The organism is Micromonospora sp. DT41 (genome assembly GCF_049841715.1).
In the GTDB taxonomy this organism is placed as follows: domain Bacteria; phylum Actinomycetota; class Actinomycetes; order Mycobacteriales; family Micromonosporaceae; genus Micromonospora; species Micromonospora profundi.
The window spans coordinates 21,352-43,436 of record NZ_JBNCKU010000007.1; the positions used below are offsets into that span (position 1 = coordinate 21,352).

At 67.6% G+C, this 22,085-nt stretch carries 35 protein-coding genes; all 35 read left to right on the forward strand.

The genetic code is table 11. The annotated features are described in order from the left end of the window. The first annotated feature begins 326 nt into the window (after window positions 1-326). The 35 genes from ACLQ23_RS15005 (at window position 327) to rpsD (ending at window position 22,007) form a co-directional block, all read left to right on the forward strand. Window positions 327-707, forward strand: a complete 381-nt coding sequence (locus tag ACLQ23_RS15005; protein WP_355591360.1) for a phage holin family protein — start codon at window positions 327-329, stop codon at window positions 705-707. 531 nt (window positions 708-1,238) lie between these two features. Next, window positions 1,239-1,613: a 30S ribosomal protein S12 gene (gene rpsL, locus ACLQ23_RS15010; RefSeq protein WP_014440718.1), complete on the forward strand. Its 375-nt coding sequence runs from the start codon at window positions 1,239-1,241 to the stop codon at window positions 1,611-1,613. A 1-nt stretch (window position 1,614) separates the two neighbouring features. Continuing rightward, window positions 1,615-2,085 (forward strand): 30S ribosomal protein S7, encoded by a 471-nt coding sequence (gene rpsG, locus ACLQ23_RS15015; RefSeq protein WP_007465317.1) that lies wholly within the window; start codon window positions 1,615-1,617, stop codon window positions 2,083-2,085. Window positions 2,086-2,160: 75 nt separating this feature from the next. Continuing rightward, window positions 2,161-4,257 carry an elongation factor G gene (gene fusA, locus ACLQ23_RS15020; protein ID WP_355590460.1) on the forward strand — a complete coding sequence of 699 codons (2,097 nt, stop codon included), beginning with the start codon at window positions 2,161-2,163 and terminating at the stop codon, window positions 4,255-4,257. Window positions 4,258-4,470: 213 nt separating this feature from the next. Next, a complete protein-coding gene (gene tuf, locus ACLQ23_RS15025) occupies window positions 4,471-5,664 on the forward strand; it encodes an elongation factor Tu (protein WP_203174878.1) in 1,194 nt (397 codons plus the stop codon). 350 nt (window positions 5,665-6,014) lie between these two features. Further along, complete coding sequence (gene rpsJ, locus ACLQ23_RS15030) at window positions 6,015-6,323, forward strand: 30S ribosomal protein S10 (RefSeq protein WP_007073037.1); 309 nt, start codon at window positions 6,015-6,017, stop codon at window positions 6,321-6,323. 11 nt (window positions 6,324-6,334) lie between these two features. Further along, window positions 6,335-7,000: a 50S ribosomal protein L3 gene (gene rplC / locus ACLQ23_RS15035; RefSeq protein ID WP_355590463.1), complete on the forward strand. Its 666-nt coding sequence runs from the start codon at window positions 6,335-6,337 to the stop codon at window positions 6,998-7,000. Further along, window positions 6,997-7,647: a 50S ribosomal protein L4 gene (gene rplD / locus ACLQ23_RS15040; protein WP_053653946.1), complete on the forward strand. Its 651-nt coding sequence runs from the start codon at window positions 6,997-6,999 to the stop codon at window positions 7,645-7,647. Before rplC ends, rplD begins: the two co-directional genes overlap by 4 nt. Further along, window positions 7,644-7,946, forward strand: a complete 303-nt coding sequence (gene rplW / locus ACLQ23_RS15045; RefSeq protein ID WP_007465304.1) for a 50S ribosomal protein L23 — start codon at window positions 7,644-7,646, stop codon at window positions 7,944-7,946. The genes rplD and rplW overlap by 4 nt, the downstream gene beginning before the upstream one ends. 12 nt (window positions 7,947-7,958) lie before the next feature. Then, on the forward strand, window positions 7,959-8,798 hold the full coding sequence (rplB, locus tag ACLQ23_RS15050; protein WP_355590466.1) for a 50S ribosomal protein L2: 840 nt from the start codon (window positions 7,959-7,961) through the stop codon (window positions 8,796-8,798). 12 nt (window positions 8,799-8,810) lie between these two features. Continuing rightward, complete coding sequence (rpsS, locus tag ACLQ23_RS15055; protein ID WP_007465299.1) at window positions 8,811-9,092, forward strand: 30S ribosomal protein S19; 282 nt, start codon at window positions 8,811-8,813, stop codon at window positions 9,090-9,092. A gap of 41 nt (window positions 9,093-9,133) precedes the next feature. Then, a complete protein-coding gene (gene rplV / locus ACLQ23_RS15060) occupies window positions 9,134-9,592 on the forward strand; it encodes a 50S ribosomal protein L22 (RefSeq protein ID WP_053653942.1) in 459 nt (152 codons plus the stop codon). Continuing rightward, a complete protein-coding gene (rpsC, locus tag ACLQ23_RS15065; protein ID WP_007465294.1) occupies window positions 9,592-10,461 on the forward strand; it encodes a 30S ribosomal protein S3 in 870 nt (289 codons plus the stop codon). Before rplV ends, rpsC begins: the two co-directional genes overlap by 1 nt. A 3-nt stretch (window positions 10,462-10,464) precedes the next feature. Further along, the gene (gene rplP / locus ACLQ23_RS15070; RefSeq protein ID WP_007465292.1) at window positions 10,465-10,890 is read left to right on the forward strand and encodes a 50S ribosomal protein L16; all 426 of its coding nucleotides are present in this window, start codon (window positions 10,465-10,467) and stop codon (window positions 10,888-10,890) included. Next, window positions 10,890-11,126 (forward strand): 50S ribosomal protein L29, encoded by a 237-nt coding sequence (gene rpmC / locus ACLQ23_RS15075; RefSeq protein ID WP_007465283.1) that lies wholly within the window; start codon window positions 10,890-10,892, stop codon window positions 11,124-11,126. Before rplP ends, rpmC begins: the two co-directional genes overlap by 1 nt. Beyond that, complete coding sequence (gene rpsQ, locus ACLQ23_RS15080; protein ID WP_053653938.1) at window positions 11,123-11,401, forward strand: 30S ribosomal protein S17; 279 nt, start codon at window positions 11,123-11,125, stop codon at window positions 11,399-11,401. The genes rpmC and rpsQ overlap by 4 nt, the downstream gene beginning before the upstream one ends. 97 nt (window positions 11,402-11,498) lie before the next feature. Then, window positions 11,499-11,867 carry a 50S ribosomal protein L14 gene (rplN, locus tag ACLQ23_RS15085; protein ID WP_015619002.1) on the forward strand — a complete coding sequence of 123 codons (369 nt, stop codon included), beginning with the start codon at window positions 11,499-11,501 and terminating at the stop codon, window positions 11,865-11,867. Further along, window positions 11,864-12,184, forward strand: coding sequence for a 50S ribosomal protein L24 (gene rplX, locus ACLQ23_RS15090; RefSeq protein ID WP_007465276.1), 321 nt, complete (start codon window positions 11,864-11,866; stop codon window positions 12,182-12,184). Before rplN ends, rplX begins: the two co-directional genes overlap by 4 nt. Further along, window positions 12,184-12,750, forward strand: coding sequence for a 50S ribosomal protein L5 (rplE, locus tag ACLQ23_RS15095; RefSeq protein ID WP_088987580.1), 567 nt, complete (start codon window positions 12,184-12,186; stop codon window positions 12,748-12,750). The genes rplX and rplE overlap by 1 nt, the downstream gene beginning before the upstream one ends. Before the next feature lies 1 nt (window position 12,751). Next, window positions 12,752-12,937, forward strand: coding sequence for a type Z 30S ribosomal protein S14 (locus ACLQ23_RS15100; RefSeq protein ID WP_007465272.1), 186 nt, complete (start codon window positions 12,752-12,754; stop codon window positions 12,935-12,937). A gap of 116 nt (window positions 12,938-13,053) precedes the next feature. Beyond that, the gene (gene rpsH / locus ACLQ23_RS15105; RefSeq protein ID WP_007465270.1) at window positions 13,054-13,461 is read left to right on the forward strand and encodes a 30S ribosomal protein S8; all 408 of its coding nucleotides are present in this window, start codon (window positions 13,054-13,056) and stop codon (window positions 13,459-13,461) included. Window positions 13,462-13,477: 16 nt separating this feature from the next. Beyond that, window positions 13,478-14,020, forward strand: a complete 543-nt coding sequence (gene rplF / locus ACLQ23_RS15110) for a 50S ribosomal protein L6 (RefSeq protein WP_355590471.1) — start codon at window positions 13,478-13,480, stop codon at window positions 14,018-14,020. Then, window positions 14,017-14,406: a 50S ribosomal protein L18 gene (gene rplR / locus ACLQ23_RS15115; protein ID WP_030329901.1), complete on the forward strand. Its 390-nt coding sequence runs from the start codon at window positions 14,017-14,019 to the stop codon at window positions 14,404-14,406. The genes rplF and rplR overlap by 4 nt, the downstream gene beginning before the upstream one ends. Window positions 14,407-14,439: 33 nt before the next feature. Beyond that, complete coding sequence (gene rpsE / locus ACLQ23_RS15120) at window positions 14,440-15,054, forward strand: 30S ribosomal protein S5 (protein WP_053653932.1); 615 nt, start codon at window positions 14,440-14,442, stop codon at window positions 15,052-15,054. Then, window positions 15,054-15,236, forward strand: a complete 183-nt coding sequence (gene rpmD / locus ACLQ23_RS15125) for a 50S ribosomal protein L30 (RefSeq protein ID WP_030329904.1) — start codon at window positions 15,054-15,056, stop codon at window positions 15,234-15,236. The genes rpsE and rpmD overlap by 1 nt, the downstream gene beginning before the upstream one ends. Then, window positions 15,236-15,679 carry a 50S ribosomal protein L15 gene (gene rplO / locus ACLQ23_RS15130; RefSeq protein ID WP_053653930.1) on the forward strand — a complete coding sequence of 148 codons (444 nt, stop codon included), beginning with the start codon at window positions 15,236-15,238 and terminating at the stop codon, window positions 15,677-15,679. The genes rpmD and rplO overlap by 1 nt, the downstream gene beginning before the upstream one ends. Before the next feature lie 236 nt (window positions 15,680-15,915). Continuing rightward, on the forward strand, window positions 15,916-17,244 hold the full coding sequence (secY, locus tag ACLQ23_RS15135) for a preprotein translocase subunit SecY (protein ID WP_053653928.1): 1,329 nt from the start codon (window positions 15,916-15,918) through the stop codon (window positions 17,242-17,244). Further along, window positions 17,245-17,898, forward strand: a complete 654-nt coding sequence (locus ACLQ23_RS15140; RefSeq protein WP_053653926.1) for an adenylate kinase — start codon at window positions 17,245-17,247, stop codon at window positions 17,896-17,898. Window positions 17,899-17,985: 87 nt separating this feature from the next. After that, window positions 17,986-18,837, forward strand: coding sequence for a type I methionyl aminopeptidase (map, locus tag ACLQ23_RS15145; protein WP_355590476.1), 852 nt, complete (start codon window positions 17,986-17,988; stop codon window positions 18,835-18,837). A gap of 83 nt (window positions 18,838-18,920) precedes the next feature. Further along, window positions 18,921-19,502, forward strand: a complete 582-nt coding sequence (locus ACLQ23_RS15150; protein ID WP_355591363.1) for a DUF1707 SHOCT-like domain-containing protein — start codon at window positions 18,921-18,923, stop codon at window positions 19,500-19,502. A gap of 264 nt (window positions 19,503-19,766) precedes the next feature. Continuing rightward, a complete protein-coding gene (gene infA, locus ACLQ23_RS15155) occupies window positions 19,767-19,988 on the forward strand; it encodes a translation initiation factor IF-1 (protein ID WP_007073013.1) in 222 nt (73 codons plus the stop codon). A gap of 91 nt (window positions 19,989-20,079) precedes the next feature. Continuing rightward, window positions 20,080-20,193 (forward strand): 50S ribosomal protein L36, encoded by a 114-nt coding sequence (rpmJ, locus tag ACLQ23_RS15160; protein WP_012184307.1) that lies wholly within the window; start codon window positions 20,080-20,082, stop codon window positions 20,191-20,193. Window positions 20,194-20,459: 266 nt separating this feature from the next. Then, window positions 20,460-20,840 (forward strand): 30S ribosomal protein S13, encoded by a 381-nt coding sequence (gene rpsM, locus ACLQ23_RS15165; protein ID WP_007465236.1) that lies wholly within the window; start codon window positions 20,460-20,462, stop codon window positions 20,838-20,840. Window positions 20,841-20,959: 119 nt separating this feature from the next. Next, window positions 20,960-21,367, forward strand: a complete 408-nt coding sequence (gene rpsK, locus ACLQ23_RS15170; RefSeq protein ID WP_030329919.1) for a 30S ribosomal protein S11 — start codon at window positions 20,960-20,962, stop codon at window positions 21,365-21,367. A 13-nt stretch (window positions 21,368-21,380) separates the two neighbouring features. Next, entirely contained in the window at window positions 21,381-22,007 is a 627-nt protein-coding gene (rpsD, locus tag ACLQ23_RS15175) for a 30S ribosomal protein S4 (RefSeq protein WP_007465229.1), read from the forward strand. The last annotated feature ends 78 nt before the right edge of the window (window positions 22,008-22,085 follow it).

A 22,085-nucleotide genomic window follows, 5' to 3' on the forward strand; every position in this document is an offset into this window, starting at 1 on the left:
GGCCCGGCGCGCCACAGGGCTGGGCGCAGCCGCCGGCATCCGGCGCGCCGCAGGGTTGGGCGCAGCCGCCGTCCGGGCCTGGTGGGCCGCAGGGTTGGGCGCAGCCGCATTCCGGGCCTGGTTGGGCGCAGCCGCCGGCATCCGGTGCGCCGCAAGGCTGGGCGTCTCCGTCCGGGCCTGGTGCGCCGCAGGGGTGGGCGCAAGCGCCGGGCTCTGGTGGGCTGCAGGGCTGGGGGCAGCCGCAGTCAGATGGGCCGGGGTGGGGGACGGCGCCCGCTCGGCCGGTGCCGCCGGCCAGTGATGATCAGCGCCGGCCGCCGAAGCGGGTGGAGGCGGTGTCGGGCACACCGTTCGGTGTGGTGCACCTGGACGTGCCGCCGGTCACCTCCGGGCTGGCCATCGGTTCGCTTGTCGCGGGGATCGCGTCGATCCTGGTCTCGCTGCTTGTGCTCTGCTTCGGGGTGGCGTTCGTCAACGACGGCGGGGCCTGGGCGTCCGGTGCGTTCGCAGTGGTCGGCGTGCTAGCGGGGGTGGCGGCGATCGTCGCCGGCCTGCTCGGCCAGCGGCAGATCCGGCGGCCGACCGAGCCACCGGCGGTGCGGTTCACAGGCCGAGGGCTGGCGGTGGCCGGGATCAGCTGCGGGGCGGTGGGAGCGCTGCTCAGCCTCCTCGGACTGGGCCTGGCGCTGCTGCTCACCTTCGCGTGAGGGTGGCGACCGGGGCACGTGAGGACGGTCACCGACGCGAGCATTCGTCGCAGCTCTCGGACCACGTCTGCGGTGCCTGGTTCGGGGGCGACGGGTGGTGCGGCGGGCAAGCCGGTACACTTGTATTCGTAGGTGCCCTTCGCGGGCGACGAGGCAGGACGAGATCCGGCCGGCGAGCGTGAGACGTTCGCCGGGCCATTCCGTTTTGACCTGGGCGGCTGTGGTAGGTACTCTTTCCCCTTGTGCCCGGGCGTGCCCGGGCAACTCGTGCGTGCGCTGGATCTGATAGTCCGGGCGGCGGCACGACAAGCCAGAGATCCGGGGCGGGGCGACCCGCGTGCCGGTGACAAACCCCGGTACGCCGCGAAAGCGTCCGCACCGGGACCGTGAGTGGGGCGACACGCCCGACCGCGGGTGCCGGGGCCTCCGCAAGGTGGCCCTGGTCGGAATGTAGGAGAGCCGGTCATCAGGCCGGCTAACGAGCAGACGGCGCGGCCGCGACAGCGCGGCCGAAGGGAGCGGAGAAACCCGGTGCCCACGATCCAGCAGCTGGTCCGAAAGGGCCGCCAGGCTAAGACGAGCAAGACCAAGACCCCGGCGCTGAAGGGTTCCCCTCAGCGGCGCGGCGTGTGCACCCGCGTGTACACCACCACCCCCAAGAAGCCGAACTCGGCGCTGCGCAAGGTCGCTCGTGTGAAGCTCAGCAGCCAGATCGAGGTGACCGCCTACATCCCGGGCGTCGGTCACAACCTGCAGGAGCACTCGATCGTGCTCGTTCGCGGCGGCCGGGTGAAGGACCTCCCCGGCGTGCGTTACAAGATCGTCCGCGGCTCGCTGGACACCCAGGGTGTCCGCAACCGCAAGCAGGCGCGCAGCCGTTACGGCGCGAAGAAGGAGAAGAGCTGACATGCCGCGTAAAGGACCCGCTCCGCGGCGGCCGCTGGTCGCTGACCCGGTGTACAACTCGCCGCTGGTCACCCAGCTGGTAAACAAGATCCTGCTGCGCGGCAAGCGCCAGCTCGCCGAATCCATCGTGTACGCGGCCCTCGAAGGCTGCCGCGAGAAGTCCGGCACCGACCCGGTCGTCACCCTCAAGCGGGCGATGGACAACGTCAAGCCGACCCTTGAGGTGCGCAGCCGTCGTGTCGGTGGCGCCACCTACCAGGTTCCGGTCGAGGTCCGTCCGACCCGGGCGACCACCCTGGGCCTGCGCTGGCTGGTCACGTACTCCCGCGCCCGGCGCGAGAAGACCATGGTCGAGCGGCTGATGAACGAGCTGCTGGACGCGAGCAACGGCCTCGGTGCCGCCGTCAAGCGGCGCGAGGACACGCACAAGATGGCCGAGTCCAACAAGGCCTTCGCGCACTACCGCTGGTAACACCCTGGTTCCGGCGTCCCACGGGCGCCGGAACCGCCACCAGTTGAGTCGAGACGACGATAAGTAGGGATTGAAGTGGCCGCCGCAGACGCGCTCGCCAACGTACGCAATATCGGCATCATGGCGCACATCGATGCCGGTAAGACCACTACCACCGAGCGAATCCTGTTCTACACCGGCATCACCTACAAGATCGGTGAAGTCCACGAGGGCGCTGCCGTCATGGACTGGATGGAGCAGGAGCAGGAGCGCGGTATCACGATCACTTCCGCCGCCACGAAGTGCGAGTGGAAGGGCCACACGATCCAGATCATCGACACGCCCGGCCACGTCGACTTCACGGTCGAGGTGGAGCGGTCGCTGCGGGTGCTGGACGGTGCGGTCGCGGTGTACGACGGCGTGGCCGGTGTCGAGCCGCAGACGGAGAACGTCTGGCGGCAGGCGGACAAGTACGACGTCCCCCGGATGTGCTTCGTCAACAAGCTCGACCGGACCGGTGCCGACTTCTTCCGCTGCGTGCAGATGATGATCGACCGGCTGAACGCCACCCCGCTGGTGCTGCAGATCCCGATCGGCGCCGAGGCCGACTTCATCGGTGTCGTCGACCTGGTCGAGATGCGCGCGCTGACCTGGCGCGGCGAGACCCAGAAGGGTGAGGACTACGCGGTCGAGGAGATCCCGGCCGACCTCGCCGACTCGGCCGCTGAGTGGCGCGAGAAGCTGATGGAGACCCTCGCCGACGTCGACGACGCGGTGATGGAGAAGTACCTCGAAGGCGAGGAGATCTCCACCGACGAGATCCGGGCCGCCATCCGCCGCGCGACCATCGGTGGCAAGGCCAACCCGGTCCTCACGGGCACCGCCTTCAAGAACAAGGGCATCCAGCCGATGCTGGACGCCGTCGTGGCGTACCTGCCGTCGCCGCTGGACATCCCTGCGATCGAGGGCACGGCGACCGACGGTGAGACGCCGTTGCAGCGGCAGCCGTCCACCAAGGAGCCGTTCTCCGGCCTGGCCTTCAAGATCCAGACCGACAAGCACCTTGGCAAGCTCACCTACGTCCGGATCTACTCGGGCGTGGTCGAGACCGGCACCCAGGTGGTCAACTCCACCAAGGACCGCAAGGAGCGCATCGGCAAGATCTACCAGATGCACGCCAACAAGCGGGAAGAGCGCGGCTCGGCCCAGGCTGGCGACATCATCGCGGTGCAGGGTCTCAAGCAGACCACCACCGGTGACACGCTGTGCGACCCGGCGAACCCGGTCATCCTGGAGTCGATGACGTTCCCGGAGCCGGTCATCGAGGTCGCCATCGAGCCGAAGACCAAGGCCGACCAGGAGAAGCTCAGCACCGCCATCCAGCGGCTCGCTGAGGAGGACCCGACCTTCCGCGTCAAGCTGGACGAGGAGACCGGTCAGACGGTCATCGCCGGCATGGGCGAGCTGCACCTGGACATCCTGGTCGACCGGATGCGCCGCGAGTTCAACGTCGAGGCGAACATCGGTAAGCCGCAGGTGGCGTACCGCGAGACGATCCGCCGCAAGGTGGACAAGATCGAGTACACCCACAAGAAGCAGACCGGTGGCTCCGGCCAGTACGCTCGCGTGATCGTGAGCGTCGAGCCGCTGCCGCTTGACAACGACTCGCCGACCTACGAGTTCGCAAACGCCGTCACCGGTGGTCGCATCCCGCGGGAGTTCATCCCGTCGGTCGACGCCGGTGCCCAGGACGCCATGCAGTACGGCATCCTGGCGGGCTTCCCGCTCGTCGGTGTGAAGCTGACGTTGCTGGACGGCCAGTACCACGAGGTCGACTCCTCGGAAATGGCATTCAAGATCGCCGGCTCGATGGTGATGAAGGAGGCGGCCCGCAAGGCCGACCCCGCACTCCTTGAGCCGATGATGGCCGTTGAGGTCACCACTCCTGAGGAGAACATGGGTGACGTCATCGGCGACCTCAACTCCCGCCGCGGCATCATCCAGGCGATGGAGGAGCGCAGCGGCGCCCGCATCGTGAAGGCTCTGGTGCCGTTGTCGGAGATGTTCGGCTACGTCGGCGACCTGCGGTCGAAGACCCAGGGCCGGGCTAGCTACAGCATGCAGTTCGACTCCTACGCCGAGGTTCCGCAGAGCGTCGCGAAGGAGATCATCGCCAAGGCAACGGGCGAGTAACTTCCCCGAGCAGGTGATTCGTGGTCGGTCGCGGGTGGTTTCACCCGCCCGCGGCCACCACGATCGGATCGCGTGAGACCGGGCCTGTAGGCTTCATCGCCGCAGAACCCACAAAAGCTCTCCGGCCGCCAGGCCGGAAAGGCTGTCGACAGAGTCCTAAGCGCCGACCGGCGCGCCGGGCGTACGAACCAAGAAGTCCACAGGAGGACACCAGTGGCGAAGGCGAAGTTCGAGCGGACTAAGCCGCACGTCAACATCGGCACCATTGGTCACATCGACCACGGTAAGACGACGCTGACGGCGGCCATCACGAAGGTCCTGCACGACCAGTACCCCGACCTGAACCCCTACACGCCGTTCGACGAGATCGACAAGGCGCCGGAGGAGAAGGCCCGCGGTATCACGATCTCGATCGCGCACGTCGAGTACCAGACCGAGGCGCGGCACTACGCGCACGTCGACTGCCCCGGCCACGCGGACTACATCAAGAACATGATCACCGGTGCCGCGCAGATGGACGGCGCGATCCTGGTGGTCGCGGCGACCGACGGCCCGATGCCGCAGACCCGCGAGCACGTGCTGCTGGCCCGTCAGGTTGGTGTGCCGTACATCGTCGTGGCGCTCAACAAGAGCGACATGGTCGATGACGAGGAGCTCCTGGAGCTCGTCGAGCTCGAGGTGCGCGAGCTGCTCTCCTCGCAGGAGTACCCGGGTGACGACCTGCCGGTCGTTCGGGTTTCGGCGCTGAAGGCCCTCGAGGGTGACCCCGAGTGGACCGGCAAGCTGCTGGACCTGATGACCGCTGTCGACACCGCGATCCCGCAGCCGGAGCGCGAGACCGAGAAGCCGTTCCTCATGCCGATCGAGGACGTCTTCACGATCACCGGTCGTGGCACCGTTGTCACGGGTCGCGCCGAGCGCGGCATCCTCAAGCCGAACGAGGAGGTGGAGATCGTCGGTATCCGCGAGAAGTCGCAGAAGACGGTCTGCACCGGCATCGAGATGTTCCGCAAGCTGCTCGACGAGGCCCGCGCGGGCGAGAACGTCGGTCTGCTGCTGCGTGGCATCAAGCGCGAGGACGTCGAGCGCGGCATGGTGGTCGTCAAGCCGGGCACCACGACCCCGCACACGGAGTTCGAGGCGACGGTCTACATCCTCTCCAAGGAGGAGGGCGGCCGGCACACCCCGTTCTTCCAGAACTACCGTCCGCAGTTCTACTTCCGGACCACGGACGTCACCGGTGTCGTCACCCTCCCCGAGGGCACCGAGATGGTCATGCCGGGTGACAACACCACCATGTCGGTGAAGCTGATCCAGCCCATCGCCATGGAGGAGAACCTCAAGTTCGCGATTCGCGAGGGTGGCCGCACCGTCGGCGCCGGGTTCGTCACCAAGATCATGAAGTGAACTAGGTAACCCCGATTAGACCCGCCGCCGGTCGTGCGGCATACTAGTCAGGTTGCGTAACGACAGTTCGTCGCCTGTGTTCGGCTTTCGCTGAACCTCCGGGTGGCGAGACAGTCGAGCGTGGGGTGGTTGGCGGCCCAGTCGCCAACCACCCTCGCACGGCGTTCAGGTCGCGGTAATGCGATCGGCGCCTTGACCCACCGCGCGGTCAGCACCACTCCGGAACCACGGGGCGGAGCCCGGCCCGAGGGCGCGACACGCCCGACCGCGGGGGTCGGCGAAGTGGGCCTGTGCCAGCCGGTGCAGGCGCCCGCAACACAGCGGCATCGAGAGAAGGAACAGAAGCCACCATGGCGGGACAGAAGATCCGCATCCGGCTCAAGGCCTATGACCACGAGGTCGTCGACTCCTCGGCTCGGAAGATCGTCGAGACGGTGACGCGCACCGGGGCGCAGGTCGCGGGCCCGGTGCCGCTGCCCACGGAGATCAACCGTTTCTGCGTTATCCGCTCGCCGCACAAGTACAAGGACTCGCGCGAGCACTTCGAGATGCGCACGCACAAGCGGCTGATCGACATCATCGACCCGACCCCGAAGACGGTCGACTCGCTCATGCGCCTCGACCTGCCGGCTGGCGTCGACATCGAGATCAAGCTGTAGGGACCGGACAAATGGACAGGCAAGTCAAGGGGATCCTGGGCGCCAAGCTCGGCATGACCCAGGTCTGGGACAACAACAAGGTTGTTCCCGTGACCGTGGTCGAGGCCGGCCCGTGCGTCATCAGCCAGGTTCGTAGCGCCGAGAAGGACGGTTACTCAGCGGTCCAGCTGGCGTACGGCACGATCGACCCGCGCAAGGTCAAGAAGCCGATCGGCGGGCACTACGCCAAGGCGGACGTGGCACCGCGCCGGCACATCGTCGAGCTGCGCACCACGGACGCTGGGGAATACTCGCTCGGCCAGGAAGTCACTGTCGAGGAGTTCCCGGCCGGCGTCACGATCGACGTCACCGGAAAGACCAAGGGCAAGGGCTACGCCGGCCCGATGAAGCGGCACGGCTTCCACGGTCTGCGCGCCAGCCACGGTGTCGAGCGCAAGCACCGCTCGCCCGGTTCCATCGGCGCCTGCGCCACCCCGGGTCGTGTCTTCAAGGGCACCCGGATGGCCGGCCGCATGGGTGGCGTGCGCTACACCGTGCAGAACCTCACCGTCCAGGCGGTCGACACCGAGAACAACCTGCTGCTCGTCCGTGGTGCCATTCCTGGCCCCAAGGGCGCGCTGGTTCTGGTCCGTACCGCGGCCAAGAGCAAGGTCAAGAAGGGCGGTGCGGCCAAGTGACCACCGTTGACGTGCGCACCGTCGAAGGCAGCACCAGCGGCTCCGTCGAGCTGCCGGCTGACATCTTCGACGTGCAGGCCAACGTCGCGCTGATGCACCAGGTCGTGGTGGCCCAGCTCGCGGCGGCCCGACAGGGCACGCACAAGACCAAGACCCGCGGCGAGGTCGCCGGCGGCGGCAAGAAGCCGTACAAGCAGAAGGGCACCGGTCGCGCCCGGCAGGGCTCGATCCGCGCACCGCAGTTCGCCGGCGGTGGCGTGGTACACGGTCCCGTTCCGCGTGACTACAGCCAGCGGACCCCGAAGAAGATGAAGGCCGCCGCGCTGCGCGGTGCCCTCTCCGACCGGGCCCGCGCCGGGCAGGTGCACGTTGTCGAGGCGTTCGTCTCGGGCGAGAAGCCGTCGACCAAGGCGGCCCTTGCCACGCTGACCAAGCTCACCGAGGCCCGTCGGGTTCTCGTCGTGCTGAGCAGCACCGACGAGCTGAACTGGGTGTCGCTGCGCAACGAGCCGCGGGTGCACCTGATCGAGTCCGGCCAGCTGAACACGTACGACGTGCTGGTGGCCGACGACGTGGTCTTCACCAAGGACGCCCTGGACGAGTTCCTGGGCGTGCCCGCCGAGACCACCGAGGAGGGTGGCAAGTGAGCACGATCGCCGACCCGCGCGACATCATCGTGGCGCCGGTCGTCTCGGAGAAGAGCTACAGCGAGCTGAACCGGAACTGGTACACCTTCCTGGTGCACCCGGACGCGAACAAGACCGAGATCAAGATCGCTATCCAGCAGATCTTCAACGTCCGCGTCCTGACGGTCAACACGCTCAACCGCCAAGGGAAGCGTAAGCGCACCAAGACCGGCTTCGGTCAGCGCAAGGCGACCAAGCGGGCGATCGTGAAGCTGGCTGACGGTGACCGTATCGAGGCCTTCGGCGGCCCGGTCAGCTGAGGGGTGTAGACAATGGCTATCCGTAAGTACAAGCCGACGACGCCGGGCCGACGTGGCTCCAGCGTTGCCGACTTCGCCGAGATCACCCGGTCCACGCCGGAGAAGTCGCTGCTGGCTCCGTTGCCGAAGAAGGGCGGGCGTAACGCCCACGGCCGGATCACCACGCGGCACCACGGTGGCGGTCACAAGCGCCAGTACCGTCTGATCGACTTCAAGCGGGTCGACAAGGACGGCGTGCCGGCGAAGGTCGCTCACATCGAGTACGACCCCAACCGCACGGCGCGTATCGCGCTGCTGCACTACGCCGACGGCGAGAAGCGGTACATCCTCGCGCCGAAGGACATCAAGCAGGGCGACCGCGTCGAGTCCGGTCCGGGCGCCGACATCAAGCCGGGTAACAACCTGCCGCTGCGCAACATCCCGGTCGGTACCACGATCCACAACGTGGAGCTGCGTCCGGGTGGCGGGGCCAAGCTCGCCCGCTCCGCCGGCGTCGGCATCCAGCTGCTCGGCCGTGAGGGCGCGTACGCGACCCTGCGTATGCCGTCCGGCGAGATCCGGCGTGTGGACGTCCGCTGCCGCGCAAGCGTCGGCGAGATCGGCAACGCCGACCAGTCGAACATCAACTGGGGTAAGGCCGGCCGTATGCGGTGGAAGGGCAAGCGCCCGACCGTCCGTGGTGTCGCCATGAACCCGGTCGACCACCCGCACGGTGGTGGTGAGGGTAAGACCTCTGGTGGTCGCCACCCGGTCAACCCGCAGGGTAAGCCCGAGGGCCGCACCCGCCGTAAGGGCCAGCCGAGTGACCGGCTGATCGTCCGCCGTCGCTACGCCACGCGTAAGCGCGGCTGAGGGAGATAAGACATGCCTCGCAGCCTGAAGAAGGGCCCGTTCGTAGACGACCACCTGCTCAAGAAGGTGGAAGTCCAGAACGACAAGGGCTCGAAGAACGTGATCAAGACCTGGTCGCGGCGCTCGACGATCATCCCCGAGATGCTGGGGCACACGATCGCCGTGCACGACGGACGCAAGCACGTCCCGGTGTTCGTGACCGAGGCGATGGTCGGGCACAAGCTCGGCGAGTTCGCGCTGACCCGCACGTTCAAGGGTCACGAGAAGGACGACCGGAAGAGCCGTCGGCGCTGACGCCGCGGGCATACGGATAGAGGGAACAAGGGGTTACAGCGATGCCAGGAAAGGGCGACGCTCCGGTGCTTCCGGGCGCGCGGGCGGTTGCGCGGCACGTGCGCATCTCGCCGATGAAGGCGCGCCGGGTGGTCAACCTCGTCCGCGGCCTGCCCGCGAAGGAGGCTCTCACGGTGCTGCAGTTCGCGCCGCAGGCTGCGAGCGAGCAGGTGTACAAGGTGCTCGCTAGCGCGATCGCCAACGCGGAGAACAACGAGCGGCTGGACCCCGGCGCGCTGCTCGTCAGCGAGGCGTTCGTGGACGAGGGCCCGACGATGAAGCGGTTCCAGCCGCGGGCGCAGGGCCGGGCGTACCGGATCCGCAAGCGCACCTGCCACATCACCGTGGTGGTCGAAGCGGTCGCGCCGGCAGCGCCGAGGAAGGCCGCGGCGAAGAAGGCCGCCCCGGCCACGGAGGCCGCACCGGCCGAAGCGCAGAGCAAGACGGAGGACGCCGAGTAATGGGTCAGAAGGTTCACCCCACTGGGTTCCGGCTCGGCATCTCGACCGACTGGAAGTCCCGCTGGTTCGCGGACAAGCTCTACAAGGACTACATCGGCGAGGATGTCAAGATCCGCCGGATGATGTCCAAGGGCCTCGAGCGTGCCGGCATCTCCAAGGTCGACATCGAGCGCACCCGCGACCGCGTCCGGGTCGACATCCACACCGCCCGGCCGGGCATTGTCATCGGCCGTAAGGGTGCGGAGGCCGACCGGATCCGCGGCGAGCTGGAGAAGCTCACCGGCAAGCAGGTGCAGCTGAACATCATCGAGGTGAAGAACCCCGAGTCGGACGCTCAGCTCGTCGCGCAGGGCGTGGCCGAGCAGCTGTCCAGCCGGGTCAGCTTCCGTCGGGCGATGCGCAAGGCCATGCAGTCGGCCATGAAGAACCCGGTCTGCAAGGGCATCCGTGTCCAGGTCTCGGGTCGCCTCGGCGGCGCCGAGATGAGCCGGACCGAGTTCTACCGCGAGGGTCGGGTTCCGCTGCACACGCTGCGGGCCAACATCGAGTACGGCTTCTTCGAGGCCCGTACCACCTTCGGCCGGATCGGCGTGAAGGTCTGGATCTACAAGGGTGACGCGGTTCCGGGCCGGGAGGCTCCGGCCGAGGCCGGTCCGTCGCGCCCGCGTCGTGGTGAGCGTGGCGACCGTCCCGAGCGTCCGCGCCGTGGCCGGTCGGGTTCGTCCGGCACCACGGCTGGTGGCACCGAGGCCGGTCGGGCTGCTGCGACCACCATCGCGCAGCAGGCCGAGACGCCGAGCGGCGAGCCGGTCGACAGCGCTGCTGTCGCGGCTGCTGCTGCTCCGGCAGAAACGCAGCAGGAGGGCTGACAGATGCTGATGCCGCGCAAGCCCCCGAAGGGCTTCCGCAAGCCGCACCACCCGGACCGCAGTGGCGCGTCCAAGGGTGGTAACCGGGTGGTGTTCGGCGAGTTCGGGATCCAGGCTCTCGAGCCGGCGTACGTGACCAACCGCCAGATCGAGTCGGCGCGTATCGCGATGACCCGTCACATCAAGCGTGGTGGCAAGGTCTGGATCACGATCTTCCCGGACCAGGCCCTCACCAAGAAGCCTGCCGAGACCCGGATGGGTTCCGGTAAGGGTTCGCCGGAGTGGTGGGTCGCGAACGTCAAGCCGGGGCGGGTTCTCTTCGAGATGTCCTTCCCGAACGAGCAGATCGCGCGAGAGGCGATGCGTCGCGCGATCCACAAGCTCCCGATGAAGTGCCGCATTGTTACGCGCGAAGTGGGTGAATCCTGATGGCAGCGGGCGTTAAGGCGACCGAGCTGCGTGAGCTCTCCGAGGAGGAGTTGGTCACGAAGCTGCGGGAGGCCAAGGCGGAGCTGTTCAACCTCCGCGTGCAGGCCGCAACCGGGCAGCTGGACAACAACCGGCGGCTGCAGGTCATCCGTCGGGAGATCGCCCGGATCTACACGATCATGCGCGAGCGCGAGCTGGGGCTCTCGGCCGCGCCGACTGAGGTGACTGCATCATGACCGAGAACACCACGACTGACGCCACGCGCGCGCGCCGTAAGGTTCGCGAGGGCCTGGTGGTCAGCGACAAGATGGACAAGACCGTCGTTGTCGAGGTCGAGGACCGGGTTCGGCACGCCCTGTACGGCAAGATCATGCGCCGTACGAGCAAGCTGAAGGTGCACGACGAGCAGAACGCCGCTGGCACCGGCGACCGGGTCCTGATCATGGAGACCCGGCCGCTGAGCGCCACCAAGCGTTGGCGGATCGTGGAGATCCTGGAAAAGGCCAAGTAGCGAAGGCTCGAGCTCGCCCGGCGTTGCGTCGGGCGTTGGTTCCGCCAGGCTCCGGCCGCCACGGCGGCCGGAGAACCGGCAGACATAGGAGATAGACGTGATTCAGCAGGAGTCGCGACTGCGCGTCGCCGACAACACGGGTGCTCGGGAGATCCTGTGCATCCGGGTTCTCGGTGGCTCCGGTCGGCGCTACGCGAGCATCGGCGACGTCATCGTGGCCACCGTCAAGGACGCGATCCCGGGTGCCGGTGTCAAGAAGGGCGACGTCGTCAAGGCGGTCATCGTCCGCACCGCCAAGGAGAAGCGGCGTCCGGACGGCTCGTACATCCGCTTCGACGAGAACGCCGCCGTCATCATCAAGGACGGTGGGGACCCGCGCGGTACCCGCATCTTCGGCCCGGTGGGCCGGGAGCTGCGGGACAAGCGGTTCATGAAGATTATTTCCCTCGCGCCGGAGGTGTTGTGACCGTGAAGGTCAAGAAGGGCGACACGGTCGTCGTCATCGCCGGCAAGGACAAGGGTGCCAAGGGCAAGGTCATCGCGGCCTACCCGCGGCAGGACAAGGTCCTGGTCGAGGGCGTGAACCGGGTCAAGAAGCACACCCGCATCAGCACCACCCAGCGTGGCGCCAAGACCGGCGGCATCGTCACCCAGGAGGCCCCGATCCACGTCTCGAACGTGCAGGTCCTGGACTCCGACGGCAAGCCGACGCGCGTCGGTTACCGGATCGACGACAACGGCCAGAAGGTCCGCATCGCGCGTAGCACCGGTAAGGACCTGTGATGACCACGGCTACCGAAAAGACCATGCCGCGCCTCAAGGAGCGGTACCGCAACGAGATCGTGGCCCAGCTGCGTGAGCAGCACAGCTACGGCAACCCCATGCAGGTGCCGCGGCTGGTCAAGATCGTCGTCAACATGGGTGTCGGCGAGGCTGCTCGCGACGCCAAGCTGATCGACGGCGCGGTCCGCGACCTCGCCACGATCACCGGCCAGAAGCCGCAGGTGCGGCGGGCGACCAAGTCCATCGCGCAGTTCAAGCTCCGCGAGGGCATGCCGATCGGCGCGAAGGTCACCCTTCGCGGTGACCGGATGTGGGAGTTCCTGGACCGGCTGCTGTCCATCGCGCTGCCGCGTATCCGCGACTTCCGCGGTCTGGACGGGCGCAAGCTCGACGGGCACGGCAACTACACGTTCGGTCTGACCGAGCAGTCGGTGTTCCACGAGATCGACCAGGACAAGATCGATCGCCAGCGGGGCATGGACATCACGGTGGTCACCACCGCCACGACCGACGACGAGGGCCGGGCGCTGCTCAAGCTCCTGGGCTTCCCGTTCAAGGAGAACTGAGATGGCCAAGAAGGCGCTGATCATCAAGGCGGCCGCGAAGCCGAAGTTCTCGGTTCGCGCGTACACCCGCTGCCAGCGGTGCGGGCGTCCGAAGGCGGTCTACCGCAAGTTCGGGCTGTGCCGGGTCTGCATCCGGGAGATGGCCCACCGCGGTGAGCTGCCGGGTGTGTCCAAGGCTTCCTGGTAAGGGTGACCGCGTCCCGGCTGCCGGCCGGGAACTCCTGCACCGATTAGGTATTGCTCTTCGCCGTAGGCCCGGGGCTGGTGCCCCGGGAACCCCGGCGAGAAAGGCTGACGAAATCCATGACGATGACCGACCCGATCGCAGACATGCTCACGCGTCTGCGTAACGCCAACCAGGCGTACCACGATCAGGTGAAGATGCCCTACTCCAAGATCAAGGCGAACATCGCCGAGGTCTTGAAGGCCGAGGGTTACATCGCCACCTGGTCGGTCGAGGAGCCCGAAGAGGGTGCCGTCGGCAAGCGACTGGTCGTCGAGCTGAAGTACGGCCAGAACCGGGAGCGGAGCCTGGCCGGCATCAAGCGCGTGTCCAAGCCCGGTCTCCGGGTTTACGCCAAGTCGGACGGGCTCCCGCGGGTGCTCGGCGGGCTGGGCGTGGCGATCATTTCGACGTCCCAGGGGCTGCTTACCGACCGGCAGGCCCGCAAGCGGAGCGTTGGCGGGGAAGTCCTCGCCTTCGTCTGGTAACGGGAGACAGGTAGAAATGTCGCGAATTGGACGTAAGTCGATCCCGGTACCGTCCGGCGTCGATATCACGATCGACGGGCAGACCGTCAAGGTCAAGGGCCCGAAGGGCGAGCTCCAGCACACCATCGCCGAGCCGATCACGATCGAGCGTGGCGAGGACGGGCAGCTGAGCGTCAACCGCCCGAACGACGAGCGCAAGGCCAAGGAGCTGCACGGCCTGAGCCGTACGCTGGTGGCCAACATGATCGTCGGCGTGACCGAGGGCTACCGCAAGAGCCTGGAGATCGCAGGCACCGGTTACCGGGTCACCGCCAAGGGTTCGGACCTCGAGTTCGCGCTCGGGTTCTCGCACCCGGTGCTCGTCTCCGCGCCGGCGGGTATCACCTTCACTGTGGAGCGGCCGACCCTGTTCCACGTGGCCGGCATCGACAAGCAGCAGGTCGGTGAGGTCGCCGCCAACATCCGGAAGATCCGCCCGCCGGAGCCCTACAAGGGCAAGGGCGTGAAGTACCAGGGCGAGGTCATCCGCCGCAAGGCCGGAAAGGCAGGTAAGAAGTGAGCGCCACGCTGCTCAAGCGCCGCCGCGGCGTCGCCGCCAAGCGCGCCGTTGGGCGTGCGCGTCGGCACTTCCGCGTCCGCAAGAACGTCAGCGGTACGGCCGAGCGTCCGCGCCTGGTCGTCACCCGTTCGCTGCGCCACATGGTCGCCCAGATCGTCGACGACACCAAGGGGCACACCCTGGCGTCGGCGTCGACCCTGGACGCCTCGCTGCGCGGTGCGGAGGGCGACAAGAGCGCCCTCGCCGGCAAGGTGGGCGCCCTGCTCGCCGAGCGGGCCAAGGCCGCCGGCGTTTCCAAGGTCGTCTTCGACCGCGGTGGCAACCGGTACGCGGGGCGTGTCGCCGCGCTTGCCGATGCCGCCCGCGAAGCCGGGCTCGAGTTCTAACAACCCCGTCACGAGAGATAAGGAAGGCTGCTGATGCCAGGTCAACAGCGCCGTGGCGGCGGGTCCGGTGGCAACGAGGGTGGTCGCCGCGACAACCGCCGTGAGGGCGGCCGCGGAAACGCGCCCGTCGAGAAGACCCCGCACCTTGAGCGGGTCGTCGCGATCAACCGCGTCGCCAAGGTCGTGAAGGGTGGTCGTCGCTTCAGCTTCACCGCCCTTGTGATCGTGGGCGACGGCGACGGCACGGTCGGCGTGGGCTACGGAAAGGCCAAGGAGGTGCCCGCGGCCATCGCCAAGGGCGTCGAGGAGGCCAAGAAGCACTTCTTCAAGGTTCCGCGTATCGGCCAGTCGATTCCGCACCCGGTGACGGGTGAGGACGCCGCTGGTGTGGTGCTGCTCAAGCCGGCCTCGGCCGGTACGGGTGTCATCGCCGGTGGTCCGGTGCGTGCCGTGCTGGAGTGCGCCGGGATCCACGACGTGCTCTCCAAGAGCCTCGGCTCGTCGAACCCGATCAACATCGTGCACGCCACCGTGGCGGCTCTGCGGGGGCTCGAGTCCCCCGAGCAGGTCGCTGCGCGTCGTGGTCTGCCGGTCGAGGACGTCGCGCCGGCCGCCATGCTGGCGTCGCGTGCGGGGGTGGCTCGCTGATGGCACGTCTGAAGGTCACCCAGCTCCGGTCCGGCATCGGGACCAAGCAGAACCAGCGTGACTCGCTGCGTTCGCTCGGTCTCAAGCGGATCAACGACGTGGTGGTCAAGGAAGACCGGCCCGAGATCCGCGGCATGATCTTCACGGTCAACCACCTCGTGAAGGTCGAGGAGGTCGAGTAATGACGATCAAGGTGCACCACCTGCGCCCGGCGCCTGGTTCCAAGACCGCGAAGACCCGTGTGGGTCGCGGTGAGGGTTCCAAGGGCAAGACCGCTGGTCGCGGTACCAAGGGTTCCAAGGCCCGCAAGAACATCTCGGCGGCGTTCGAGGGTGGGCAGATGCCCATCCACATGCGCCTGCCGAAGATGAAGGGCTTCAAGAACAAGTTCAAGGTGGTCTTCCAGGTGGTCAACCTGGACCGGCTCGCCGAGCTGTTCCCGAACGGCGGCCAGGTTGGCCCGCTGGAGCTGGTCGAGGCTGGGGCGGTCCGCAAGGGTCACCCGGTCAAGGTCCTCGGCACCGGGGATCTCGGCGGGGTGGCGCTCCAGGTGTCGGCGCACGCGTTCAGCGCGTCGGCCAAGGAGAAGATCGCCGCTGCCGGTGGCTCCGCCACCGAGCTGTAAGGACGTAAGAGACATGGCGCCCGTCCGGTTGTGAGCAACTGGACGGGCGCCATGGTCTGCCTGGGCGCGTGTGCGCCCGGTAATATCGGAATCGGTTTATGTAGCCGGGCGCATCTGCCCGGAGGGGGATAGGGCTGTTAGAGTCCCATCCCAGCCATGGAATCCGGGCACTCGCCCGGGATCCACCCCGACCCGCCAGGGATCACCGGCGGCCCGCCTCGCGCAGGAGGAAGAAGTTGCTGTCCGCCTTTCTCAGTGCGTTCCGTACGCCTGACCTGCGCAAGAAGCTGCTGTTCACAGTAGGCATCATCGCGGTCTACCGACTGGGCGCCACGCTGCCCAGCCCGGGCGTCTCGTACGGCAACGTGCAGAAGTGCCTCGACACCCTCCAGGGTGAGTCGACGGGTGTGCTGAACCTGCTCAACCTCTTCTCCGGTGGAGCGCTGCTACAGCTCTCGGTCTTCGCGCTGGGCATCATGCCCTACATCACAGCGTCGATCATCCTGCAGCTGCTGACCGTCGTGATCCCGCGCCTGGAGCAGCTCCGCAAGGAGGGCCAGGCCGGCCAGGCGAAGATCACCCAGTACACCCGCTACCTGACTCTCGGTCTGGGTGTGCTTCAGGCGTCGGCGTTCGTGGCCCTGGCCCGTTCCGGCCAGCTCTTCCAGAACCGCTGCGACCAGTTCCCGATCATCCCCACCGGCACCGGCATCCCGGACTGGCTGACCCTCACCATCCTGGTGATGACGATGACCGCCGGCACCGGCATGGTCATGTGGCTCGGCGAGCTGATCACCGACCGCGGCGTCGGCAACGGCATGTCCGTCCTGATCTTCACCTCGATCGCGGCCCGGCTGCCCAGCGAGGGTTGGCAGATCAAGACCAGCAAGGGCTGGGACATGTTCGCCCTGGTCATCGCGCTGGTCCTGGTGGTCATCACCGCGGTTACCTTCATCGAGCAGGCGCAGCGCCGGATCCCGGTGCAGTACGCCAAGCGGATGATCGGCCGGCGGATGTACGGCGGCACCTCGACCTACATCCCGCTGAAGGTCAACCAGGCCGGTGTCATCCCGGTCATCTTCGGCTCGTCGCTGCTCTACCTGCCGCAGCTGGCCCTGCAGTTCTTCGACCAGACCGACCCGGGCAAGACCCAGGCGTGGATCCAGAACAACCTGGTCAACCCGAGTAGCCCGATCTACATCGCGGTCTACTTCCTGATGATCATCTTCTTCACGTACTTCTACGTCTCGATCACGTTCAACCCGACCGAGGTCGCGGACAACATGAAGAAGTACGGCGGCTTCGTTCCGGGCATCCGCCCCGGCAAGCCGACCGCCGACTACCTGGACTTCATCCTCAGTCGGATCACCCTGCCGGGCGCGCTGTACCTGGGTGTCATCTCCATCCTGCCGAACTTCTTCTTCATCTGGCTGGACAACCAGCAGTACCAGAACTTCCCGTTCGGCGGCACCGCTGTGCTCATCATGGTCGGCGTCGGTCTGGAGACCGTGAAGCAGATCGAGAGCCAACTCATGCAGCGGAACTACGAAGGGTTCCTGCGGTAGATGAGACTCGTTCTGGTTGGCCCGCCGGGAGCGGGCAAAGGCACGCAGGCCGAGTTCATCGCCGCCCACCTCTCGGTGCCGAAGATCTCGACCGGTGACATCTTCCGATCGAACGTGACCCAGGGCACGCCGCTCGGGGTCGAGGCGAAGCGTTACATGGACGCCGGTGAGCTGGTCCCGGACGAGGTGACCATCAACATGGTCCGGGACCGGCTGGCCGAGCCCGACGCCAGCGAGGGCTTCCTGCTCGACGGCTTTCCGCGGACCACTCCGCAGGCCGCCGCTCTGGACAAGCTCCTCGCCGACCTGGGCACCGCCTTGGATCTGGTCCTGGAGCTCGTGGTCGACGACGACGAGGTGATCCGGCGGCTGTCCGGCCGGCGCACCTGCCGGGGCTGCGGCAAGATCTGGCACGTCGAGTTCGACGCCACCACCCGGCCGGACGTCTGTGACCGTTGTGGCGCCGAGCTGTTCCAGCGGGACGACGACAAGCCGGAGACGATCGCCACCCGCCTGCGGGAGTACGGCGAGAAGACCGCGCCGCTCGTCGACTACTACGGCGCCCAGGGCAAGCTGGTCGGGATCGACGCCACCGGTCCGGTGGAGGACGTCACCACCCGGGCCATCGACGCCCTGCGGTCGTACGGCGGCTGAGGTCCGGCCGAATTACGGCGGATAGAGTGCGAACAGCGGGGTACGCATGACGTGCCCCGCTGAACGGCCACGAAAGGTAAACGCTCCATGCGTCGTCCCCAGCTGGATATCCAGCTGAAGACCCCTGACCAGATCGAGAAGATGCGGGCCGCCGGCCTGGTGGTCGCCGAGGCCCTGCGCCGCATGCGCGAGGCGGTCGCCCCCGGGGTGACCACCGCCGATCTGGACGCCATCGCCGAGTCGACGATCCGCGAGGCGGGCGGCGTCCCGTCGTTCAAGGGCTACCACGGCTTCCCGGCGTCGATCTGCTCCTCCGTGAACGAGCAGATCGTGCACGCCATCCCGTCTGGAGAGCAGGTGCTCGCCGACGGTGACCTGATCTCGATCGACTGCGGTGCGGTGCTTGACGGTTGGCACGGCGACGCCGCGATCACGGTGGGCGTCGGCGACGTCGACCCGGCGCTGCTGCGGATGGCCGAGGTGGCGGAGGACGCCATGTGGGCCGGTATCGCTGCCGCCGCGCGGGGAGCGGCAAGCGGGAAGGGTCGCCTCACCGACATCTCGCACGCGGTGGAGAGCGCGGTCCGCAAGGGCGGCAGGTACGGCATCGTCGACGGGTACGGCGGGCACGGCATCGGCACCGAGATGCACCAGGACCCGCACGTGCTCAACCACGGCCGACCGGGCAAGGGTCCACGCCTGGTTCCCGGTATGGCGCTCGCCATCGAGCCGATGATCACCATGGCGTCGCCGCGTACCGTCGAACTGGCCGACGGCTGGACGGTCGTCACCCGGGACGGGTCGGTCGCGGCGCACGTCGAGCATTCGATGGCGCTGTTGCCGGACGGCGTCTGGGTGCTCACGGCCTTCGACGGCGGCCGGACCCGTCTGGGCGACCTGGTGACGGCCCGCCAACCGGCAGTCTCGGCAGCCTCCTAGACCCCGCACCGCTCTGGCGCACGGGGCGTCAGGGGGTCGGACGGGTGAGACGGTTTTTGTTTCCGGGTGGCATGCTTGCCGGCATGGACGGGCGCGACGGGATGCGAGCGGCGGACGCGGATCGCGAGGCGGTGGCCGAGCGCTTGCGGGCCGCCCTCGGCGAGGGTCGGCTGGACCTGCACGAGTACGACGAGCGGGTGCAGAACGCGTACGCGGCGCGCACGTACGCCGATTTGGACGCCCTGCTTGTCGACCTGCCCCCGGTGGCGCCCGCCGAGCGTTCCGCTGTGGTGCCGGCCAGCCTGCCCGCCGAGCCGCCGAGCGTGGTGGTGGGCCACCATCCGGTCGCAGGTGGCGTCACCGCGCGCTGGCTGGCCGAGGTGTGGCTGCCCTACCTCCAGGTGATCGGCATCGTGGTGGCAGTCTGGGGCGTCACGTCGATGCTCAGCGGCGAGCTGCTCTACTTCTGGCCGGCCTGGGTGGCCGGGCCGTGGGGTGCGGTGCTTGCGGTTCGCACTGTCACCGGGTTGGCCGGGGGAGAGCCGCGACGCCGGGCGATCGAGCGGGAGCGCCGACGGGAGCGCAAGCGCCTGAAGCGTGAGCGGCGGCGCGAACTGCGCGCCGGTGAACCGGACGAACGAGACGATCCTTCGCCAGCGAGCTGAGCGCCAGCAGCCCAGCTCGAAGATCATCGGACGTCCGGGAGGCGGGCCCGTACCCGACACGGTGCTCGGGTGCCGGCCGGTTTGGCGACGGCGTGCAGGTCGGCGTACACTTTCTGTTCGGCGCACAGCGTCCACTCCGGCATGCCCACCCTGCGCTTCGGTGGGAGCTGGAGCCGCGGCTGGCGCGGGCATCTGATCTTGGTCAGTTCCCGTGTAAGACGTTGTGGGCCGCCCGGTGCAATCGACGTCAGGACAGCGGAGGACATGCCGAAAAAAGACGGAGCCATCGAGATCGAGGGTCGGGTCATCGAGCCCCTGCCGAACGCAATGTTCCGGGTGGAGCTCGCGAACGGCCACAAGGTGCTGGCTCACATCAGCGGCAAGATGCGGCAGCACTACATCCGCATCCTGCCGGAGGACCGGGTCGTCGTCGAACTTTCGCCGTACGACCTGACCCGCGGGCGCATCGTCTACCGCTACAAGTAGTCCTGACGACGGCCGGGAAGTCCCGTGTCCGTCTTCGACGTCCGGTCTCGCGCTTCGCGCGTTCCCGGGCCAGATGGGAAGTAAGGCAACCGTGAAGGTCAAGCCGAGCGTCAAGAGGATCTGCAACAAGTGCCGGGTAATCCGCCGGCACGGCCGGGTCATGGTCATCTGCACCGACCCGCGCCACAAGCAGCGCCAGGGCTGATCTCAGCCCGTCCGGCCGGACACGGCCGGGTGGCGTTGGCCCAGGCAGATCCTCAGCGACACACAACACACATGCTCGTCCCAGCCGCGAGCGGTACGTGAAGACGTACTCCTTTCGTGGCTGACCCCCGGTCGGAGGCCGGGGCCCGCTCGGGCAGCGACCGATCCCGGTCGCCGGCGCTTACCGCGTCGGAAAGACGGGACGGCCGGTAGCGGGGTGGGACGGGTCCACACCTCCGCCACACATCACGAGGAGTACGCCCGCACATGGCACGTCTAGTCGGCGTGGATCTCCCCCGCGAGAAGCGGATGGAGATCGCGCTCACCTACATCTTCGGGGTCGGTCGCACCCGCGCCCTGGAGACACTCGCCGCTACCGGTATCTCGCCGGACAAGCGCGCTCGGGACCTCACGGACGAGGAGCTCGTGCAGCTCCGCGACCACATCGAGGGCAACTACAAGGTTGAAGGCGACCTGCGCCGCGAGGTCGCCGCCGACATCCGCCGCAAGGTCGAGATCGGCTGCTACGCCGGCATCCGGCACCGCCGGGGCCTGCCCGTGCGTGGCCAGCGGACCAAGACCAATGCACGGACCCGCAAGGGCCCGAAGCGGACCGTCGCCGGCAAGAAGAAGCCCGGCAAGAAGTAATTCTTTAACCGGAATTCTGGTCGTTCTCCGCCGAGGTAGGCCGGGCTCCAACCGGAACCGGTGCCTACGTCATCAACGGGGCGACAAGCCACAGAACCCATTCAGGAGCGCACAGACTTATGCCACCGAAGGCTCGTGCCGGAGCCGCTGTAAAGAAGGTCCGGCGCAAGGAACGCAAGAACGTCGCCCACGGGCAGGCGCACATCAAGAGCACGTTCAACAACACCATCGTGTCCATCACGGACCCGACCGGTGCGGTCATCTCCTGGGCCTCCGCTGGCCAGGTGGGCTTCAAGGGCTCCCGCAAGTCGACTCCGTTCGCCGCGCAGCTGGCCGCCGAGGCCGCCGCGCGTCGCGCCATGGAGCACGGCATGCGCAAGGTCGACGTGTTTGTCAAGGGCCCCGGCTCCGGCCGGGAGACCGCCATCCGTTCGTTGCAGGCCGTGGGCCTCGAGGTCGGCCAGATCGCCGACGTCACCCCGCAGCCGCACAACGGGTGCCGTCCGCCTAAGCGTCGTCGGGTCTGAGAGGTAGAGAGAGATGGCTCGTTACACCGGTGCAGACTGCCGCCGTTGCCGGCGGGAGAAGATGAAGCTGTTCCTCAAGGGCAGCAAGTGCGATGGTCCGAAGTGCCCGTTCGAGTCCCGGCCGTTCCCGCCCGGGCAGCACGGCCGCGGCCGCACCAAGGAGACGGAGTACCTGCTCCAGCTCCGTGAGAAGCAGAAGGCCCGTCGTGTCTACGGCGTGCTGGAGAAGCAGTTCCGCGGTTACTACGAGGAAGCCGTTGGCAAGCAGGCCAAGACCGGTGAGGTCCTCCTGCAGATCCTCGAGTCGCGGCTGGACAACGTCGTTTACCGGGCCGGCTACGCCCACTCGCGGGACATGGCCCGCCAGCTGGTCAAGCACGGTCACTTCACGGTGAACGGCAAGAAGGTCGACATCCCGTCGTACCGCGTCAAGGAGCACGACATCATCGAGGTTCGGGGCAAGAGCAAGGAGCTCACCCCGTTCGTCGTCGCGCAGGCTCAGGCCGGCTCGAAGACGGTTCCGGCGTGGCTTGAGGCCATCCCGAGCCAGATGAAGGTGCTCGTGCACTCCCTCCCGGCCCGGCAGGTCATCGACACGCAGGTCCAGGAGCAGCTGATCGTCGAGCTCTACTCCAAGTAGTCCGAGCTCGTGCGGTGGCCCGCCCTTCGGGGCGGGCCACCGGAACGGTTTGTGTCGTGGACGTCAAATAGCGGGCGT

What these genes read in the sequence shown, in the direction of transcription:
- rpsS (WP_007465299.1), top strand. Translation starts at nt 8,811, where the DNA reads ATGCCTCGCAGCCTGAAGAAGGGCCCGTTCGTAGACGACCACCTGCTC.
- rpsH (WP_007465270.1), top strand. Translation starts at nt 13,054, where the DNA reads ATGACGATGACCGACCCGATCGCAGACATGCTCACGCGTCTGCGTAAC.
- map (WP_355590476.1), top strand. Translation starts at nt 17,986, where the DNA reads ATGCGTCGTCCCCAGCTGGATATCCAGCTGAAGACCCCTGACCAGATC.
- rplF (WP_355590471.1), top strand. Translation starts at nt 13,478, where the DNA reads ATGTCGCGAATTGGACGTAAGTCGATCCCGGTACCGTCCGGCGTCGAT.
- rpsC (WP_007465294.1), top strand. Translation starts at nt 9,592, where the DNA reads ATGGGTCAGAAGGTTCACCCCACTGGGTTCCGGCTCGGCATCTCGACC.
- rpsJ (WP_007073037.1), top strand. Translation starts at nt 6,015, where the DNA reads ATGGCGGGACAGAAGATCCGCATCCGGCTCAAGGCCTATGACCACGAG.
- rplV (WP_053653942.1), top strand. Translation starts at nt 9,134, where the DNA reads ATGCCAGGAAAGGGCGACGCTCCGGTGCTTCCGGGCGCGCGGGCGGTT.
- rplC (WP_355590463.1), top strand. Translation starts at nt 6,335, where the DNA reads ATGGACAGGCAAGTCAAGGGGATCCTGGGCGCCAAGCTCGGCATGACC.
- ACLQ23_RS15150 (WP_355591363.1), top strand. Translation starts at nt 18,921, where the DNA reads ATGGACGGGCGCGACGGGATGCGAGCGGCGGACGCGGATCGCGAGGCG.
- rpmC (WP_007465283.1), top strand. Translation starts at nt 10,890, where the DNA reads ATGGCAGCGGGCGTTAAGGCGACCGAGCTGCGTGAGCTCTCCGAGGAG.
- rpsE (WP_053653932.1), top strand. Translation starts at nt 14,440, where the DNA reads ATGCCAGGTCAACAGCGCCGTGGCGGCGGGTCCGGTGGCAACGAGGGT.
- ACLQ23_RS15140 (WP_053653926.1), top strand. Translation starts at nt 17,245, where the DNA reads ATGAGACTCGTTCTGGTTGGCCCGCCGGGAGCGGGCAAAGGCACGCAG.
- ACLQ23_RS15100 (WP_007465272.1), top strand. Translation starts at nt 12,752, where the DNA reads ATGGCCAAGAAGGCGCTGATCATCAAGGCGGCCGCGAAGCCGAAGTTC.
- rpsK (WP_030329919.1), top strand. Translation starts at nt 20,960, where the DNA reads ATGCCACCGAAGGCTCGTGCCGGAGCCGCTGTAAAGAAGGTCCGGCGC.
- rplO (WP_053653930.1), top strand. Translation starts at nt 15,236, where the DNA reads ATGACGATCAAGGTGCACCACCTGCGCCCGGCGCCTGGTTCCAAGACC.
- rpsQ (WP_053653938.1), top strand. Translation starts at nt 11,123, where the DNA reads ATGACCGAGAACACCACGACTGACGCCACGCGCGCGCGCCGTAAGGTT.
- rplP (WP_007465292.1), top strand. Translation starts at nt 10,465, where the DNA reads ATGCTGATGCCGCGCAAGCCCCCGAAGGGCTTCCGCAAGCCGCACCAC.
- rpsM (WP_007465236.1), top strand. Translation starts at nt 20,460, where the DNA reads ATGGCACGTCTAGTCGGCGTGGATCTCCCCCGCGAGAAGCGGATGGAG.
- rplE (WP_088987580.1), top strand. Translation starts at nt 12,184, where the DNA reads ATGACCACGGCTACCGAAAAGACCATGCCGCGCCTCAAGGAGCGGTAC.
- rpsG (WP_007465317.1), top strand. Translation starts at nt 1,615, where the DNA reads ATGCCGCGTAAAGGACCCGCTCCGCGGCGGCCGCTGGTCGCTGACCCG.
- rpmD (WP_030329904.1), top strand. Translation starts at nt 15,054, where the DNA reads ATGGCACGTCTGAAGGTCACCCAGCTCCGGTCCGGCATCGGGACCAAG.
- infA (WP_007073013.1), top strand. Translation starts at nt 19,767, where the DNA reads ATGCCGAAAAAAGACGGAGCCATCGAGATCGAGGGTCGGGTCATCGAG.
- rplB (WP_355590466.1), top strand. Translation starts at nt 7,959, where the DNA reads ATGGCTATCCGTAAGTACAAGCCGACGACGCCGGGCCGACGTGGCTCC.
- rpsD (WP_007465229.1), top strand. Translation starts at nt 21,381, where the DNA reads ATGGCTCGTTACACCGGTGCAGACTGCCGCCGTTGCCGGCGGGAGAAG.